Annotated in this window: 15 protein-coding genes and 1 tRNA gene; 4 read left to right on the top strand and 12 right to left on the bottom strand. The window is 71.3% G+C overall.

Annotated features, from left to right (window positions below):
* Positions 1-308: 308 nt before the first annotated feature.
* The 5 genes from ACFYZB_RS25385 to ACFYZB_RS25365 all read right to left on the bottom strand — a co-directional run bounded on the left by ACFYZB_RS25385 (position 309) and on the right by ACFYZB_RS25365 (position 6,350).
* Positions 309-1,784 carry a peptidoglycan D,D-transpeptidase FtsI family protein gene (locus tag ACFYZB_RS25385; protein ID WP_388762654.1) on the bottom strand — a complete coding sequence of 492 codons (1,476 nt, stop codon included), beginning with the start codon at positions 1,782-1,784 and terminating at the stop codon, positions 309-311.
* Complete coding sequence (locus ACFYZB_RS25380; protein WP_388762651.1) at positions 1,781-3,232, bottom strand: FtsW/RodA/SpoVE family cell cycle protein; 1,452 nt, start codon at positions 3,230-3,232, stop codon at positions 1,781-1,783. The genes ACFYZB_RS25385 and ACFYZB_RS25380 overlap by 4 nt, the downstream gene beginning before the upstream one ends.
* 27 nt (positions 3,233-3,259) lie before the next feature.
* Positions 3,260-4,804 (bottom strand): Stp1/IreP family PP2C-type Ser/Thr phosphatase, encoded by a 1,545-nt coding sequence (locus tag ACFYZB_RS25375; protein WP_388762692.1) that lies wholly within the window; start codon positions 4,802-4,804, stop codon positions 3,260-3,262.
* A gap of 132 nt (positions 4,805-4,936) precedes the next feature.
* Positions 4,937-5,470: an FHA domain-containing protein gene (locus ACFYZB_RS25370; protein WP_388762648.1), complete on the bottom strand. Its 534-nt coding sequence runs from the start codon at positions 5,468-5,470 to the stop codon at positions 4,937-4,939.
* A 10-nt stretch (positions 5,471-5,480) separates the two neighbouring features.
* Positions 5,481-6,350, bottom strand: coding sequence for a DUF3662 and FHA domain-containing protein (locus tag ACFYZB_RS25365; RefSeq protein WP_351213222.1), 870 nt, complete (start codon positions 6,348-6,350; stop codon positions 5,481-5,483).
* Between the two features lie 562 nt (positions 6,351-6,912).
* Here ACFYZB_RS25365 and ACFYZB_RS25360 point away from each other — a divergent pair.
* Positions 6,913-6,996: transfer RNA gene (locus ACFYZB_RS25360), tRNA-Leu, on the top strand.
* Positions 6,997-7,288: 292 nt separating this feature from the next.
* Here the strand turns inward: ACFYZB_RS25360 and ACFYZB_RS25355 are convergent.
* Complete coding sequence (locus ACFYZB_RS25355) at positions 7,289-8,077, bottom strand: Fpg/Nei family DNA glycosylase (RefSeq protein ID WP_388762645.1); 789 nt, start codon at positions 8,075-8,077, stop codon at positions 7,289-7,291.
* Between the two features lie 499 nt (positions 8,078-8,576).
* On the opposite strand from ACFYZB_RS25355, the gene ACFYZB_RS25350 reads away from it, so the two are divergent.
* The 3 genes from ACFYZB_RS25350 (at position 8,577) to ACFYZB_RS25340 (ending at position 11,537) form a co-directional block, all read left to right on the top strand.
* Complete coding sequence (locus ACFYZB_RS25350; protein WP_388762689.1) at positions 8,577-9,974, top strand: DUF2252 domain-containing protein; 1,398 nt, start codon at positions 8,577-8,579, stop codon at positions 9,972-9,974.
* 351 nt (positions 9,975-10,325) lie between these two features.
* Complete coding sequence (locus ACFYZB_RS25345) at positions 10,326-11,138, top strand: hypothetical protein (protein WP_388762642.1); 813 nt, start codon at positions 10,326-10,328, stop codon at positions 11,136-11,138.
* 69 nt (positions 11,139-11,207) lie between these two features.
* Positions 11,208-11,537, top strand: a complete 330-nt coding sequence (locus ACFYZB_RS25340) for a rhodanese-like domain-containing protein (protein ID WP_351213232.1) — start codon at positions 11,208-11,210, stop codon at positions 11,535-11,537.
* Between the two features lie 37 nt (positions 11,538-11,574).
* On the opposite strand, the gene ACFYZB_RS25335 is transcribed toward ACFYZB_RS25340, so the two are convergent.
* The 6 genes from ACFYZB_RS25335 to paaA all read right to left on the bottom strand — a co-directional run bounded on the left by ACFYZB_RS25335 (position 11,575) and on the right by paaA (position 16,607).
* Positions 11,575-12,717, bottom strand: a complete 1,143-nt coding sequence (locus tag ACFYZB_RS25335) for an acyl-CoA dehydrogenase family protein (protein WP_388762639.1) — start codon at positions 12,715-12,717, stop codon at positions 11,575-11,577.
* A 222-nt stretch (positions 12,718-12,939) separates the two neighbouring features.
* Positions 12,940-14,004 carry a 2Fe-2S iron-sulfur cluster-binding protein gene (locus tag ACFYZB_RS25330; protein ID WP_388762636.1) on the bottom strand — a complete coding sequence of 355 codons (1,065 nt, stop codon included), beginning with the start codon at positions 14,002-14,004 and terminating at the stop codon, positions 12,940-12,942.
* Entirely contained in the window at positions 14,004-14,555 is a 552-nt protein-coding gene (gene paaD, locus ACFYZB_RS25325) for a 1,2-phenylacetyl-CoA epoxidase subunit PaaD (RefSeq protein WP_388762633.1), read from the bottom strand. The genes ACFYZB_RS25330 and paaD overlap by 1 nt, the downstream gene beginning before the upstream one ends.
* Entirely contained in the window at positions 14,549-15,268 is a 720-nt protein-coding gene (paaC, locus tag ACFYZB_RS25320) for a 1,2-phenylacetyl-CoA epoxidase subunit PaaC (protein ID WP_388762630.1), read from the bottom strand. The genes paaD and paaC overlap by 7 nt, the downstream gene beginning before the upstream one ends.
* Complete coding sequence (gene paaB, locus ACFYZB_RS25315) at positions 15,265-15,552, bottom strand: 1,2-phenylacetyl-CoA epoxidase subunit PaaB (RefSeq protein ID WP_190016117.1); 288 nt, start codon at positions 15,550-15,552, stop codon at positions 15,265-15,267. The genes paaC and paaB overlap by 4 nt, the downstream gene beginning before the upstream one ends.
* Positions 15,549-16,607: a 1,2-phenylacetyl-CoA epoxidase subunit PaaA gene (paaA, locus tag ACFYZB_RS25310; RefSeq protein WP_388762627.1), complete on the bottom strand. Its 1,059-nt coding sequence runs from the start codon at positions 16,605-16,607 to the stop codon at positions 15,549-15,551. Before paaA ends, paaB begins: the two co-directional genes overlap by 4 nt.
* Positions 16,608-16,904 lie beyond the last annotated feature (297 nt).

Below are 16,904 nucleotides of genomic sequence, written 5' to 3'. Positions count from 1 at the left end.
TTCACTGCCACGGTGCGGCCCAGGCGGGTGTCATGCGCGAGGTAGACCTCCGCCATGCCACCACGGCCGAGCACCTGGCCCAGCTCGTACCGGCCGCCGAGGCGACGCGGCTCTTCCATAGCTACCTACCAGCCCTCTCCGTCGGTCCCGGCCGCACAGTCGTGTGCGGCCGGAGGCTGCCGTCCGGGCCTACCGTACCCGGCTCGCTTTGTGTGACCTGGCCAAGCCCGTAACCCGATACAGGACCGGTATCGCAACGTGCGGCGATGTGAAGGAGACGTGAGCGGCGTCACTTCCCGGGGGCGAGATCACTTCTTGGAGTTGATGACCGCCTCCATGACGTTCTTCGCGATCGGCGCGGCCAGGCCGCCACCGGAGATGTCGTCGCGGTTGGCGCTCCCGTCCTCGACCACCACGGCCACGGCGACCGGCGAGCTGCCGTCGGGCAGCTTGGCGAAGGAGATGAACCACGCGTACGGGTTGGCGCTGTTCGCCACACCGTGCTGCGCGGTACCGGTCTTGCCGCCCACGGTGACACCGGTGATCTTCGCGTTCGTACCGGTGCCCTTCTCGACCACCGTCTGCATCATCGACTGCAGGATCTGCGCGTTGGCCGGCGACAGCGGCCGGCTCATCTCCTCCGGCTGGGTCTTCTCGACCGGGTCGACGTTGGAGGACTCCAGCTCGTCGACCATGTACGGCTTCATCAGCTTGCCGTCGTTGGCGACCGCCGAGGCGACCATGGCCATCTGCAGCGGGGTCGCCGCGGTGTTGTACTGGCCGATGGAGGACAGCGCGGTCTGCGACTGGTTCATGTTGTCGGAGAACACCGACGCGTTGGAGCGGACCGGGACGAACTGCTCGGAGTCAAAACCGAACTTCTTCGCCTCGGCCAGCATCTTGGCGTTGCCGAGGTCGGAGCCGATCTTGCCGAAGACCGAGTTGCAGGAGTACTGCAGGGCCTGCCGCAGCGGGGCGTTCTTGCAGGGGATGTTGCCCTCGTTCTTCAGCTGGGTCGTGGTCCCCGGCATGGTCCACGGCAGCGGCGAGTTCGTCTGCTCGTCGGCCGACTTGTACAGGCCGTTCTCCAGTGCCGCGGCCGCGGTGACCACCTTGAAGGTGGAGCCGGGCGGGTAGGTCTCGCGCAGTGCCCGGTTCAGCATCGGGTCGGCCGGGTTGTTCGCCTTCTGCAGCTTGTTCCAGGCCTTGGCGTCGTTGTCGGAGTAGCCCGCGAAGGAGGAGGGGTCGTACGACGGGTAGGAGGCCAGCGCCAGGATCTTGCCGGTGGAGGGCTCCAGGGCGACGACCGCGCCCTTGCCGCCCTGCTGGGCCAGCCCGTTGTACGCCGCCTTCTGCGCGGCCGCGTTCAGCGTGGTGACCACGTTGCCGCCCTGCTTCGGCTTGCCCGTGATCATGTCGAGGGTGTTGCGGAAGAAGAGCCGGTCGTCGGTGCCGCTGAGGATGCCGTCGTCGAGCTTCTCCAGCTGGCTGCCGTCGAAGGCCTGCGAGGAGTAGCCGGTGACCGGGGCCCACATGGGCCCGTTCTTGTAGGTCCGCTTGTACTTGAAGTCGCCGTTCTTGGACTGGGCGGAGCCGGTTATCGGGTTGCCGTCGACGATGATGTCGCCGCGCGGGTGGGCGTAGCGCTCGATGGCGACCCGGCGGTTGTCCTTCTCGCTCGCCAGCTGGTCGGCCTTGACGTACTGGAGGTAGTTGTCGCGGATCAGGAGGGCCAGCACGAGGAGGCCACAGAAGATCGCGATCCGGCGCAGGGGCTTGTTCATGACGGGCGGACCACCTGGGTCATCTCGGCGTCGGGGTTCGTGGCGGGGGTGGGCGCCGGGCGGCGGGCGGTGTCGCTGATGCGGATGAGGATGCCGATCAGCGCCCAGTTGGCCAGCACGGAGGAACCGCCGTACGCGACGAACGGCATCGTCATACCGGTCAGCGGGATGAGGCCCATCACACCGCCGGCCACGACGAACACCTGCAGGGCGAAGGCGCCGGACAGGCCGACGGCGAGCAGTTTGCCGAAGGGGTCGCGGGCGGCGAGGGCGGTGCGCAGGCCGCGCTCGGCGATCAGGCCGTAGATCAGCAGCATCGCCATGATGCCCGCGAGGCCCAGCTCCTCGCCGAAGGTGGCGAAGACGAAGTCGGAGTTGGCGGCGAACTTGATCAGGTCCGAGTGGCCCTGGCCCCAGCCGGTGCCGAGGGTGCCGCCCGAGCCGAACGCCCACAGGGACTGCTGCAACTGGTCGGAGTGGAGGATGCCGTCGTGGGTGACCTGGCGGCTGAGCTGGTACTCGCGCATCGGGTTGAGCCAGGCGTTGACACGCGTCTGGATGTGCGACTCGAAGCTCGCCACGCCGACCGCGCCGACCGCGGACATCAGCAGACCGAAGACGATCCAGCTGGTCCGCTCGGTGGCGACGTACAGCATGATGACGAACATTCCGAAGAACAGCAGCGACGTACCGAGGTCGGTCTCGAAGACGAGGATGAGGATCGACATCGCCCAGACGACCAGGATGGGACCGAGGTCACGGCCGCGGGGCAGGTACAGGCCCATGAAGCGGCGGCTGGCGAGGGCCAGGGCGTCGCGCTTCACCATCAGATAGCCGGCGAAGAAGACGGCGAGGACGATCTTCGCGAACTCACCGGGCTGGAGGGAGCCCAGCCCGGGGACCCTGATCCAGATCTTCGCGCCGTAGATGTCGGCCCCGAGGCCCGGCACCAGCGGAAGGATCAGCAGGACCAGGGCGCAGACCATGGAGATGTACGTGTAGCGCTGCAGGACGCGGTGGTCCTTGAGGAAGAACAGCACCGCGGCGAACATGGCGATGCCCAGTGCGCTGTACAGCAGCTGGCGGGGCGCGGCCGGGGCGAAGCCCTTGAGTGACTGCAGCAGTTTCGACTGGTCCAGCCGCCAGATCACGACCAGCCCGAGCCCGTTGAGCAGCGTCGCCAGCGGCAGCAGCAGCGGGTCGGCGTACGGCGCGAACTTGCGTACGGCGAGATGGGCGACGCCGGCCAGCAGACCGAGACCGAGGCCGTAGGACAGCAGCCCGGCGGGCACCGAGTTGTTGATGGCCAGGCCCACGTTGGCGTAGGCGAACACCGGGATGACCACGGCGAAGACCAGCAGGGCCAGCTCGGTGTTGCGGCGGCTCGGCGCGCCGATCGCGCCGATCGTGGACGTGTGGTGCGTCGGCGAGTTAGTCGTACTGCTCATCGTGTGACAGGGCCTCTCGCGGCTCGGCTACTGCTTGCCGCACTGATCGACGACCTTCTGCTCATCCTCGGAGAGGCTCGGGCCGGGGTTCGGAGTGGCGGTCGCGGACGGGGACTTCGAAGGGGTCTTCGTAGCGGGCGCCGTCGTGGATGGGTGCGGAGTCGGTGATGCCTTGGACGTGAAGGCGGTACGGGTGGTTCCCGTGGTGCCTCCGGCCTCGCCCTGGCCCGTCTTCGCGTTCCGCTGGGACTCGGCGGCCTGGCGCTCCGCCTTCTTCCGGCACGCGGAGGCCTGCACCGACAGTGCATCGATCTTCGCCTGGGCCTGCTGCAGACCGCCCGCCGTGATCGTGTTCTTGACCTGCTTCTGCTGGTAGGGCGGCAGGTACTTGAGTTCGATCTCGGGGTGGTCCTTCTCCACCTTCGACAGCGACACCCAGGCCAGGTCCTGGCTGATGCCGCGGTACAGCGCCACGTGCTCGCCCTTGGCACCGACGTAGTACTGCGTCTGCGTCCACCGGTAGCCGCCGTAGAGGCCGCCGCCGATCACGGCGAGGGCGAGCACGCTGTAGAGGGATCTCTTCAGCCACCTGCGTCCGCCGCGCGGTTTGGTGAGGTCGCCGTCGGCGTAGTCGCCGAAGCTGCCCGCCGGGATGTAGCCGGTGGTGTCGCCGGAGCCGGGCGGGCCGAACTCGCCGCCGCCGTGCCCGGGCTGCCTGCGGCCCAGGTGGGAGGCGCGTCCGGCCGGGGTCTGCATGATGCCGTTGTCGTGCAGGTGGTGCTGGTTCTCGGCGACCGCGCCGACCACGACCGGCTGGTCGGACAGCTGCGCGGCGAGCGTGTCATTGGTGTCGAGGTCCAGGACGTCGGCGACGATGACGGTGATGTTGTCGGGGCCGCCGCCGCGCAGCGCGAGCTGGATCAGCTCCTGCACGGTCTCCTGCGGGCCCTGGTAGCTGGCGAGGGTCTCCTCCAGCGTCTGGTGGGAGACCACCCCGGACAACCCGTCGGAGCAGATCAGATAGCGGTCGCCGGCCCGCACCTCGCGGATCGACAGATCGGGCTCGACGTGCTCTGCGCTGCCGAGGGCGCGCATCAGCAGGGAGCGCTGCGGGTGGGTGGTGGCTTCCTCTTCGGTGATCCGGCCCTCGTCCACGAGCCGCTGCACCCAGGTGTGGTCCTGGGTGATCTGCGTGAGAACTCCGTCACGCAGCAGATAGGCGCGCGAGTCGCCGACGTGCACGAGACCGAGCCGCTGCCCGGTCCACAGCAGGGCGGTCAGCGTGGTGCCCATGCCCTCGAGCTGAGGATCCTCCTCGACCATGGCGCGCAGCTGGTCGTTGGCGCGCTGCACGGCCGTGCCGAGCGAGGTGAGGATGTCGGAGCCGGGCACGTCGTCGTCGAGCGTGACCAGGGTGGAGATCACCTCGGAGGAGGCGACCTCGCCGGCCGCCTGTCCGCCCATGCCGTCGGCGATGGCGAGCAGACGGGGACCGGCGTAACCGGAGTCCTCGTTGCCCTCGCGGATCATGCCTTTGTGCGATCCGGCGGCGAAGCGCAGTGACAGACTCATGCCCACCTCGCCCATCGGCTCCGGGTACAGCCGGTCGTGTCGAGCCACACTGCCCACCCTCCGGTCGGGAGCGCGCCGGCGGCCGGGTGGCGGCCTGCCGCTGCGTGCTCGCTCCGCTCGCTCATTGTCGTACTACTTCCGCAGCTCGATGACGGTCTTGCCGATGCGGATCGGCGCGCCCAGCGGGATCGGCGTGGGGGTCGTCAGCCGGGACCGGTCCAGGTAGGTGCCGTTGGTGGAGCCGAGGTCCTCGACGATCCACTGGCCGTCGCGGTCCGGGTAGATCCTGGCATGGCGGCTGGAGGCGTAGTCGTCGTCCAGCACGATCGTGGAGTCGTGCGCCCGGCCCAGCGTGATCGTCTGGCCCTGGAGCGCGACCGTGGTGCCGGTCAGTGTGCCTTCGGTCACCACCAGCTTGGTGGGGGCGTTGCGGCCACGCCGGCCGCCGCCCTGCTGGCCCCGCTGCTGCGGGGGCGCGGACTGCTGCCGGGCCGCCTGCCGGCCGCCCTGCTGCTGGGCAGCACGCCCGGCCTCCCTACGCGATCCGCGCTGGGTGACGCGCGTACCGAACAGGTCGCTCCGGATGACCTGCACGGCCACGATCACGAACAGCCACAGAACGGCCAGGAAACCCAGCCGCATGACCGTGAGGGTCAGCTCTGACATTGCCCCCGCTTCACCCTTCGGCTTGCCGGTAAATGATGGTGGTGCTGCCCACGACGATCCGCGAGCCGTCGCGGAGCGTAGCGCGGGTGGTGTGCTGCCCGTCCACCACGATGCCGTTGGTGGAGCCGAGATCCTGGATCGTCGAGGGCGTTCCGGTCCGGATCTCGCAGTGCCGGCGGGAGACGCCGGGGTCGTCGATCCGCACGTCGGCGTCGGTGCTGCGGCCCAGCACCAGCGTCGGGCGGGAGATCTGGTGGCGGGTGCCGTTGATCTCGATCCAGTAGCGGGTGCGCCCGCCGCTCATCGGGGCGGCCGCGGGCCGCTGGGTGGCGGGCTGCGGGTAGCCGTAGCCGCCGGGCCGGGCGCCGGGCGGTGGCGCGGACGGCATCGGGGGCGCGCCGGCGGGCGTGGCGGGCGGGTAGCCGTAGCCGCCGCCCGGAGCGCCCTGTCCGGGGCGGCCGGGCGCCGCGGCGCCGGGGGCCTGCGGTGCCGCCTGCTGGCTGCTGGAGGAGGCCAGGGTGCGCGAGCGCACCCGGTACAGACCGGTGTCCAGGTCGTCGGCCTTCTCCAGGTTGACCTTGATCGGGCCCATGAAGGTGTAGCGCTGCTGCTTGGCGTAGTCGCGCACCATGCCGGCGAGTTCGTCGCCGAGCTGCCCGGAATAGGGGCTGAGGCGCTCGTAGTCCGGCGCGCTCAGCTCCACGATGAAGTCGTTGGGTACGACGGTCCGGTCGCGGTTCCAGATCGTGGCGTTGTTGTCGCACTCACGCTGGAGCGCGCCGGCGATCTCCACGGGCTGGACCTCGGACTTGAAGACCTTGGCGAAGGTGCCGTTCACCAGACCTTCGAGACGCTGCTCGAACTTCTTCAGGACTCCCATGGGGCACCTCCTCCGTTCCTGCCGTTGCCTTGCCCTGCTGTGTGGCCGCTGCCTTGCCTGTACTGCTCGTTCCGCTGGTACTGCTCACTGATCGTATCTACGCGCCCGGCAATCAGCCGGTTCCCCCAGCGTCTCCCCTTCGAACTCCTGATACGCACTCCTGCTGCCATGGATCGTAGAGGGGGGCGCAGACCAGTGTCCCGCACCTGACTGTGGACCCGGTCCGCCTCCTGGGCAGATGCGGGGGACCGGTACGAGGTTGATACGTGAACCGGGTCTCGTTGATACGTGGTGGCGAGGGCGGGTGGTGCAGGGCGCGTGGGGCGGCTGGGGCCCGTGGGGTCTGGGTGGCGGTTCCGGTGGTGGGGGCGCAGGTGGCCGGTGGTGGGGCCGGGGGGTGTCCGGGGGCTGGTGGGGGCTGCTTCGGCTGCCGGTGGGGGCGGGGGCGGGGCGGTCTCGGGCTGGAGAGAAGGGATGTGAAGCCACCCCGTACGGCGTGCTAATGTTCTGGGTGTCGGAAGGGGCCAGCCCGAAAGGGCCGGAACCGGAGGACACACCCAATGCGCGGGTGGCGGAATAGGCAGACGCGCTGGATTCAGGTTCCAGTGCCCGCAAGGGCGTGGGGGTTCAACTCCCCCCTCGCGCACAGAGACGAGACGGGTCTCTGCCGGTGACGGAAGTCACCGGCAGGGGCCCGTCTCGCGTTGTACGTCGCTGTCGGGGGCTCGTGGCCCGTGGCTCGTGGTCCGTGAGTCGTGACGGCGAGAGTGAGGCATCGCACAGCCTGTGGACGGGTGGAGCCCAGGGGATGGCGGTGAGCTATCTCACGGAATCGGTGGGCAGCCTCCTGGGCTCTGGGGTGGCCGCGCTGTGGCTGTTTCGGCTCGTCCGGCTGTTGGGGCTCATCTGGCTGTTTGGGCTCATCCGGCTGTATGGGCTCATGTCTCGCCCGGTTGGCACTTCGGACACCACACCGTGCCGCGGCCTGCCATCCGGGATCGGCGCAGGTGGGTGTGGCAGCGGGGGCAGATCGGGTCGGGATCGTCGCGGTGGCCGGTCAGCCACGCACCGCGCGGTGGGACGCAGCCGGCGGTGACCGCGGAACGCAGAGTGCGCCGCATGTGGGTGTACAGCTGCCGGCGTTCGCTCTCCGTCAGGTCGCCGACCCGGGCCGCGGGGTGCAGCCCGGCACGCCACAGGATCTCGTCGGCGAGCAGATTGCCGAGACCGGCCAGGACGGACTGGTCGGTGAGCGCGGTCTTGATGTGACCGCGGCGTGCGCCGAGCGCGGCCTCGAAGTCCCCACGGCCCACGGCCAGCGCGTCGGGCCCCTGATGGTCCAGCAGCCGGGCTACGTCGGAGTCGTCGTCGGCCAGCCAGAGGCCCTGGAGCTTGCGCTGGTCGCGGTAACGGAGCCGGCGGTCGCCGCTCAGGTCGAACAGGACGCGGTCGTGGGCCTGCACGGCGTCGTCGGGGCGGGCACAGAGCAGCCGGCCGGTCATGCCGAAGTGCAGCAGGAGGGTGGGACCGCCGGTGCGGGCGAGCAGCCACTTGCCGTGCCGCTCCGGCTCGGTGAACCGCCGGCCCTCCAGCGCGTCACGCAGCCGCCGTGCGCTCATGCCGTGCAGGACACCCGCGTCGCGCACGTCGACGCGGCGGATCACCCTGCCCTTCGCGCAGGCCACGAGCACCCTGCGGAAACCTTCGACGTCCGGCAGCTCAGGCACGGCGGACGCCTCTGCGCCCGGGGACGACGCTCGGCGGGTTGCGGGGGAGAGCCGCCTGAGCCCGGGTGGGGGCCGGGGCGGATGCGGTCGCGGACGCTCGTTTCCGCCTCAGGTCCACGGCGTCCTCCTTGCTGCGCTGGGCCGATGCCGAGCCGGTGCTCGTACCTGTGCCGGTGCCGGTGCCCGTGCCGGTTCCGGTGCTCGTGCCTGTGCCGAGGCCGGCACTGACCGGCCGCCCTTCCGAGTGCCCTGCGCGGCGCCGTTCGTACCGCTCGCTCTCCCCGCTCCGCCCGCTCTCTCTTCCTCTCCTCACACGCGAGTCGATGGCCCTCTGCACGGAGCAGGTTGTCCACAGGGCGTCATCCACAGGGCCTGACGCGCTCCGGGCATCGGCTGTACGGTCTGCACGAGTTGATGTTGGTGTCGATGTTCGTGCCGAAGGGCGTTCGGGGGAGGGGTCGCGGTGACCGGAACCGGTCGGGAAGTGCCGGCGGACGCGATGGACCGGGAGACGCGCCGGCTGCCGTGGGTGCGCGGGTTCGCGCAGTGGCCGCGGCAGGGCTCGCCCAAGGAGGAGGGCAAGGCGCTGCGGACGGGCGTGCCGCGCAGCGCGCACCGCACGCTCGACCTGGACGCCTCCCGCCCCGACGCGGTGAGCGCGGTCATCGAGTCCAACGCCGGCCGTATAGAGGAGCTGACCCCCATCCGCGTCGGACGGATGGCCGCGACCCCCTTCGCCTTCCTGCGCGGCTCGGCCGGACTCATGGCGTACGACCTGGCCCGCACCCCCATGACCAGGATCGGCACCCAGATATGCGGAGACGCGCACGCGGCCAACTTCGGCCTGTACGGCGACCACCGCGGCGGCCTCGTCATCGACCTCAACGACTTCGACGAGACCGTGCACGGCCCCTGGGAGTGGGACCTGAAGCGTCTCGCCGCCTCGTTGGTGCTCGCCGGCCGGGAGGCCGGCGCCGACGAGGACACCTGCCGCGCGGCCGCACAGGACGCGGTCGGCGCCTACCGCCGCACCATGCGCCTGCTCGCCAGACTGCCGGTGCTGGACGCGTGGAACGCCATCGCCGACGAGGAACTGGTCTCCCACACCGACGCCCACGATCTTCTCGGCACCCTGCAGCGGGTCTCGGAGAAGGCCCGCGCCAACACCAGCGGCCGCTTCGCGGCGAAGTCGACCGAGGCGGCGGCGGACGGCGGACGCCGCTTCGTGGACGCCTCACCGGTCCTGCGCCGCATCCCGGACGCCGAGGCGGCGGCGGTCGCCGCGTCCCTGGAGGCGTACGTCGACACGCTCAGCGAGGACCGGCACCCCCTGCTCGCCCGGCACGCCGTGCACGACGTGGCCTTCCGGGTGGTCGGCACCGGCAGTGTCGGCACCCGGTCCTACGTCGTCCTGCTCCTCGACCACCGCGAGCAGCCCCTGGTCCTCCAGGTGAAGGAGGCCCGCCCCTCCGCGCTCGTCCCGCATCTGGCCACGGCCGGCTTCGAGGCGCCGCAGGTGGAACACGAGGGCCGCCGGGTCGTCCTCGGCCAGAAGCGGATGCAGGTGGTCAGCGACATCCTCCTCGGCTGGACCACGGTCTGCGGCCGCCCCTTCCAGGTCCGCCAGTTCCGCAACCGCAAGGGCAGCGTCGACCCCGCCGCCCTCGCCGGCGACCAGATCGACGACTACGGCCGCATGACCGGCGCCCTGCTGGCCCGCGCCCACTCCCACGGCGCGGACCCGCGCCTGATCGCCGGCTACTGCGGCAAGAACGAGGAACTGGACGAGGCGATGGCCACCTTCGCCGTCACCTACGCCGACCGCACCGAGGCCGACCACGCCGCACTGGTCACCGGCATCCGGGCAGGGCGGATCGCGGCGGAGCTGGGCGTGTGAGGGGGCTTCCCAGGGGCGGAACTGCGGCGTCCAGGCAGGGGCGAGGCTGAACCGATGGGTGGCTCCGCGGCCTGGGGCGCGGGCAACCACGAGGGATCCGTGCCCGTCCGGTAGCCCCACCACAGACCCGCGCCCGGCGATGGCCGGTAGCCCCACGGCGGACCCGCGCCCGGCGATGGCCGGTAGCCCCACGGCGGACCCGCGCCCGGCGATGGCCGGTAGCCCCACGAGGGACCCGCGCCCGGCGATGGCCGGTAGCCCCACGAGGGACCCGCGCCCGGCGACGGCCGGTAGCCCACGGCGGGGCACCGCATCCCGGCCCGGGCCGAGCGCAGCGGCTACGCTGGGCGGGTGACGACCCCGGAAGCCGAACAGTCCCAGGCGCCGCGGCCCGAGGAACGGCTCGAGCAGGCCGTACGGGCCGCCGAGCAGGCATTGATCGAGTACGAGATCGCCGTGGAGACATTCCGCGTCGAGGTCGAGAACTTCTCCCGGCTGCACGAACAGCGGCTCGGCCCGCTCTACGCCCGCATCGAGGTGCTGGACGCCGAGATCGCCGAGGCCAGAGCCGCCCGCACCGGTGACCCGGAGGACATCCGCCGCGCCGAGGAGGCCCGCGCGCGCATCCTGCCGATCCCCGGTGTGGAAGAGCTGCTGCACGGTTGGATGGACGGCCACGGCCTGTTCCCGGAGGCCGCCGCCATGCTGACCGACCAGGCCGTACGGCCCCCCGAGCGGATACGGCCCAGCGAGGAGGCCCGCAAGCTCTACCGTGAGCTGGCCCGCAAGGCGCACCCCGACCTCGTGCAGGACGAAGAGGAGCGGCAGCGGCGTGAGGAATTCCTCACCCGCGTCAACGCGGCCTACGCCCGCGGTGACGAGACGCTGCTGAAGGAACTGGCCGAGGAATGGGCGGCCGGCCCGGTGCCGCCGGAGCGGCGTCCGAGCCCGGCCGAGGAGCTGTACGCCCGCCTCGAATGGCTCGCCCAGCGCAAGGAACTGCTCACCCTCGTCGCCCGCGAACTGGAGGAGGGCGCCATCGCCGGCATGCTCCGGCTCGCCCCCGACGATCCCGACGGGCTGCTCGAGGAGATCGCCGCCAGGCTGCGCGCCGACATCGCGCAGCGGGAGGCGGAGCTGGCGGCCCTGCTGGAGCAGGCCTGAGCCGCGGCTCGTCCGGCCGGCCCCGGCGGTTCTTCGGGTAGCGTCGGGGACATGAGTTTTGGAGCTGGTGTGCCCACGGTCGAGGTCACGGACCTCAAGGACGGCGACTTCCTGCTGGACGTCCGCGAGGACGACGAGTGGCAGGCGGGCCACGCCGAGGGAGCGTTGCACATCCCCATCAGCGAGTTCGTGGCCCGCTACGGCGAGCTGACCGAGGCCGCACCGCAGGACGGCCGTGTGCACGTCATCTGCCGCTCCGGTGGCCGTTCGGCGCAGGTCACCATGTACCTGGTCCAGCAGGGCATCGACGCCGTGAACGTCGACGGCGGCATGCAGATCTGGCAGACCGCGGGCCGCCCGGTGATCACCGACGACGGCCGGCCCGGCTTCGTCCTGTAGCCCGATCCCTGCTGCCCTGGTGGAGGGGGCCGCACGGTCAGCCCAGCGGATGGGCGGCCAGCAGATCCCCGAGCCGTTCCTCGTGCGCCGCCGCCGGGCCGAGCGCCAGCTCCAGGTGCTTGGCCCAGGCGTGATAGCGGTGCAGCGGGTAGTCGGTGTCGGCACCGAACCCGCCGTGCAGATGCTGTGCCGTCTGTACCACCCGGCGCACCCCCTCCGACGCCCAGATCTTCGCCACCGCGACATCCCCGGCGGCGGGCAGCGCCCCCTGCGCCCCCGAGGCGATCCGCCAGGCCGCCTGCCAGAGGGTGGCCGCCATGGCCCGCAGATCGATGTACCGGTCCGCGGCCTGCACGGCCACCGCCTGGAAGGTCGCGATCGGATACCCGAACTGCTCCCGTTTGCCGGTGTACTCGGCGGTCATCGTCAGCACCCGCTCGCCCAGCCCGAGCGCCAGCGCACAGCTGCCGGTGGTGAGGAGCATGTGCAGCCACGCCCAGGCGCCCTCGGCCTCGATGACGTCGTCCGCGGCGATCCGCACGGACGTGAGCCGCAGCTCGGCCAGGCGCTCCCCGTTGGTGGACACCTGCTCGGCGAGCACGACCCCGTCCTGCTCGCGCGGTACCAGCGCGAGCACGGTCCGCTCGGCGGCCGTGCCCTCGAGGTGCGCCGGTACGACGACGAGGTCCGCGTCGTACGCCCACGGCACCGCGGTCTGCACCCCGTCCAGCACCCAGACCGCACCGTCCCGTCGTGCAGCGACGGACAGTTCGGCAGGGTCATGGCCGGTACGGCCGTTCGCTGCGACGGTCAGCACCAGCTCACCCCGCCCGGCCCGCGCGAGCACACGGTCCGCCAACTCCGCGCCACCGTAGGCCTGTACGGCCGCCGCTGCCGCGCTGTGCTCCAGCAGGGGCACCCGGGCGAGCACCTTGGCGGACTCCCGCAGCAGCAGGCACAGCGCGATCGCGTCCAGACCCGAACCGCCGTGCGCCTCGTCGAGCAGCAGGCTCAGCAGGTCCGCGTCGGCCAGCCGGGACCACAGCTCCCGGTCGAAGTCCTCGGCCACGGCACCGGTGGTGAGCGCCGGGCTGGGCACCGCGTCCGGTACCACGCCGGCGAACACCCCGCGCGCCGCCTCGGCCGCCGCCCGCTGCTCCTCGGTGAAGGTGAAGTCCACGGCCTGTCCCTTCGACGGGGTCGGTGATCTGACGGAGCGTCAAGATAGAACAGGTTCTAGGAGAAGGGAATGGCATGGGGTCCCGGTGTTGCCGGTGTTCTGGGGCCCTCCCCCTCCCCCTCCCCCCACCCGGCCCCTCCGCCGAATTGGCTCCCGCCGGATTGGCTCCCGCCGGATTGGCTCCCGCCGAGTCGGCTGCCGCCGAGGCGGCTGACGCTGCCCTCAGCGGTCGAAGTCCAGTTCCACCTGCTCCGTCAGCGGATGCGACTGGCAGGCCAGTACATAGCCGGCTTCCGTCTCCTCCGCCTCCAGGGCGAAGTTGCGGTCCATGCGAACCTCACCGGAGACCAGGAAGGCGCGGCACGTCCCGCACACGCCGCCCTTGCAGGCGTAGGGGGCGTCGGAGCGGTTGCGCAGGACCGTCTCCAGCAGCGTCTCGCCGTCGCGGACCGGCCAGGTGCCGCCGCGTCCGTCGAGCCGGGCGGTGACCGTGCTGTGCGCGGGAGCCTGAGCGGTGGTGGCCGGGGACGAGCCCGCGTCCACATGGAAGATCTCCTGGTGGATGCGCGACCGGTCCACGCCCAGCTCGCGCAGCGCCTGCTCGGCGCCCCGCACCAGCCCGTACGGCCCGCACAGGAACCAGCCCGCGACCTCGCCGACCGGCAGCAGCGCGGGGAGCAGCCCGGTCAGCCGCTCGCGGTCGAGCCGGCCGGACGGCAGACCCGCCTGCTGCTCCTCGCGGGAGAGCACGGTCACCAGCTGAAGTCGCTCGGGATAGCGGTCCTTCAGATCGGCGACCTCCTCCAGGAACATCGTCGAGGCGGCCGTGCGGTCGCTGCGTATCAGGCAGAACCGGGCCGCCGGCTCGCGGGCCAGCAGTGTGGAGACGATGGACAGCACCGGGGTGATGCCGCTGCCGCCGACGACCGCCGCGTACAGCCCCGGTGCCGGTTCCAGGGTGAAGCGGCCGGCCGGGGTCATCACCTCCAGCACATCGCCGACGTCGATCTCCTTCAGCGCGTAGGCGGAGAAGGCTCCGCCCTCGACCAGCCGGACGCCCACCCGCAGGGTGCCGGGGCCCGCGCCGACCGGGTCGGGCGCTGGGGAGCAGATCGAGTAGGTGCGCCGTATCTCGCTGCCGTCGACCTGCCTGCGCAGCGCCAGGTGCTGGCCGGGTGCGTGCCGGTACTCCTCGCGCAGTTCGGGCGGGACGGTGAAGGTGAGGGCGACGGAGTCGTCGGTGATCCGGTCGACCTGGGCCACCGGGAGCGGGTGGAAGCGTGCCATCACAACTCCTTGAAGTGGTCGAACGGTTCACGGCAGGCGAGGCAGCGGCGCAGTGCCTTGCACGCGGTGGAGGAGAACCTGCTGAGCAGCTCGGTGTCGGCGGAGCCGCAGTGCGGGCAGCGGACGGGCTCGGTGAGTGCGTCGCCGGTGCGGCTCGTGGCCTCGGAGGTGGTCCGGGTCGGGCCGAGGGCCAGCGGCACGGGGCCGGGGGCGGAGCGCACGCGCGGGGGAGCGATGCCGAACTCCTGGAGTTTGCGACGGCCTTCGGGACTGATGTCGTCGGTCGTCCAGGCGGGGCTGAGTACCGTGCGGACCGTGACCTCGTGCATGCCGTGGGCGCGCAGGACTCTCTCGATGTCCACGCTCATGGCCTCGATGGCGGGGCAGCCGGTGTAGGTGGGGGTCAGGTCGACCTCGACCGTGCCGGGGCCGTGGAGACGCACGGCGCGCACCACGCCCAGCTCCTGGAGTGTGAGCACCGGCAGTTCGGGATCGGGCACCGAGCCGGCCAGCTCCAGCAGTTCCGTCTCCAGGGCGGTGGCGGTCACCATGTCGCCCCCGGGTGGCTGCGGTGCAGATGCTGCATCTCGGCGAGCATCCGGCCGAAGGGTTCGGTGTGCAGGCCCTGCCGGCCTGCGCCGGCCGACCAGGCGCCGGTGCGCGGTCCCTCGGGGAGGGTGAGCGTGGCCCGGCCGAGGATGTCCTGGACGGACTCCAGCCAGCGTGTCTCCAGGGCCGGCCAGTCGGCGTCGAGCCCTTCCACCGGCTGGAAGAGTTCGCCGGTGTACCGCCACAGTGCGTCGCAGGCGCGCTGCATCCGCTCGTGGCTCGTCTGCGTGCCGTCCCCGAGCCGCAGGGTCCACTGCTCGGCGTGGTCGCGGTGGTAGGCGACCTCCTTGACCGCCTTCGCGGCGAGCGGGGCGAACGGGCCGTCTCCGGTGGCCAGTTCGCCGTGGAGGAGGTGCTGGTAGGTGGAGAAGTACAGCTGGCGGGCGATGGTGTGGGCGAAGTCGCCGTTCGGCTGCTCGACCAGCTGGAGGTTGCGGAAGGCCCGCTCCTCACGTAGGTAGGCCAGTTCGTCCTCGTCGCCGGCCATGGACAGCAGCATCCGGGCCTGGCCGAGCAGGTCGAGGGCGATGTTGGCGAGGGCGACCTCCTCCTCCAGGACGGGGGCGTGCCCGGCCCACTCCCCCAGGCGGTGGGAGAGCACCAGGGCGTCGTCGCCGAGGGCGAGGGCGGCGGTCACCGGGACGGTGGCGGTCACAGGTGCTTCACTCCTTCCGGGATCTCGTAGAAGGTCGGGTGCCGGTAGGGCTTGTCGGCGGCCGGCTCGAAGAAGGGGTCCTTCTCGTCCGGCGAGGACGCGGTGATGGCGGTGGCCGGGACGACCCAGATCGACACGCCCTCGCCTCGGCGGGTGTACAGGTCGCGGGCGTTGCGCAGGGCGAGCTCCGCGTCGGGGGCGTGCAGGCTGCCGGCGTGGGTGTGGGAGAGGCCGCGCCGGGAGCGCACGAAGACCTCCCACAGGGGCCAGTCGGTGGTGCTCATGCTCGCTCCGCTTCTGTCTCGTGGCCTGTCTCGTGTGCCGTCGCGCTGCTGCCGGTGGTGTCGCCGGTGACGCGGTTGTGCTTGGCCGCGTGGGCGGCGGCCGCTTCCCGTACCCATGCGCCCTCGTCGTGGGCGCGCCTGCGCTGGGTGATCCGCTGTTCGTTGCACGGGCCGTTGCCCTTGAGGACGTCCCAGAACTCGGTCCAGTCGATCGGGCCGGAGTCGTAGTGCCCGCGTTCCTCGTTCCACCGCAGGTCGGCGTCGGGGAGGGTGAGGCCGAGGGACTCGGCCTGGGGGACGCAGATGTCGATGAAGCGCTGGCGCAGCTCGTCGTTGGAGTGACGCTTGATCTTCCACTCCATCGACTGCGCGGAGTGCTGGGACTCGTCGTCGGGCGGGCCGAACATCATCAGCGAGGGCCACCACCAGCGGTTGACCGCGTCCTGCGCCATCGCGTGCTGCTCGGGTGTGCCCTTGCTGAGGGCCAGCAGCAGTTCGTAGCCCTGACGCTGGTGGAAGGACTCCTCCTTGCAGATCCGCACCATCGCGCGGGCGTAGGGGCCGTAGGAGCAGCGGCACAGCGGGACCTGGTTGGTGATGGCGGCGCCGTCCACGAGCCAGCCGATCGCGCCGACGTCGGCCCAGGTCAGGGTCGGGTAGTTGAAGATCGAGGAGTACTTCTGGCGGCCGTTGTGGAGCTTGTCGAGCAGTTCGTCGCGGCTGGTGCCGAGGGTCTCGGCCGCGCTGTACAGATACAGGCCGTGGCCGGCCTCGTCCTGGACCTTGGCCATGAGGATCGCCTTGCGGCGCAGGGAGGGTGCGCGGGTGATCCAGTTGGCCTCCGGCTGCATGCCGATGATCTCGGAGTGCGCGTGCTGGGCGATCTGCCGGACCAGGGTGGCGCGGTAGGCGTCGGGCATCCAGTCGCGCGGTTCGATGCGTTCGTCGGCGGCCACGGCCGCGTCGAAGGCGTGCTGGTAGGCCGCCGTGCCGGCGGTGTCCGGTGCGCCGTCCGCCTGTGTGCGGGCCGTGCGCTGCGCGGCTGCTGTGGCCATGCGCTCCCCCTGACTTCGGGCTCTGCGGTGAATTGTCCCGACCGATCGTTCGGTCCGTGCGTAGTCAATGGTGTGCCGGGGCGCCGTGGGGTGTCAACCGCTGTGGAAAACTCCGGCGGGCAGCCTGTGGACAACGGGCTGGAGCTCCGGTAGGGCGGAGTGTCGGGCCGTGCCGCGTGGCGAGGACCACGGCCGTGGCCCGTACCCGGGGCTGCGCCGGGCGGCCGGGGCTGAGTACCGTTCCGTGCTGACGCCGAGTGGCGTACGTGGACGGTGGGGCACTCGTGGCGGGCGCCG

The sequence above is a fragment of the Streptomyces sp. NPDC001852 genome, from assembly GCF_042891825.1.
GTDB lineage: Bacteria > Actinomycetota > Actinomycetes > Streptomycetales > Streptomycetaceae > Streptomyces.
Note: the sequence above shows the minus strand (reverse complement) of the source record. Positions and strands in the feature narration are given on the sequence as shown.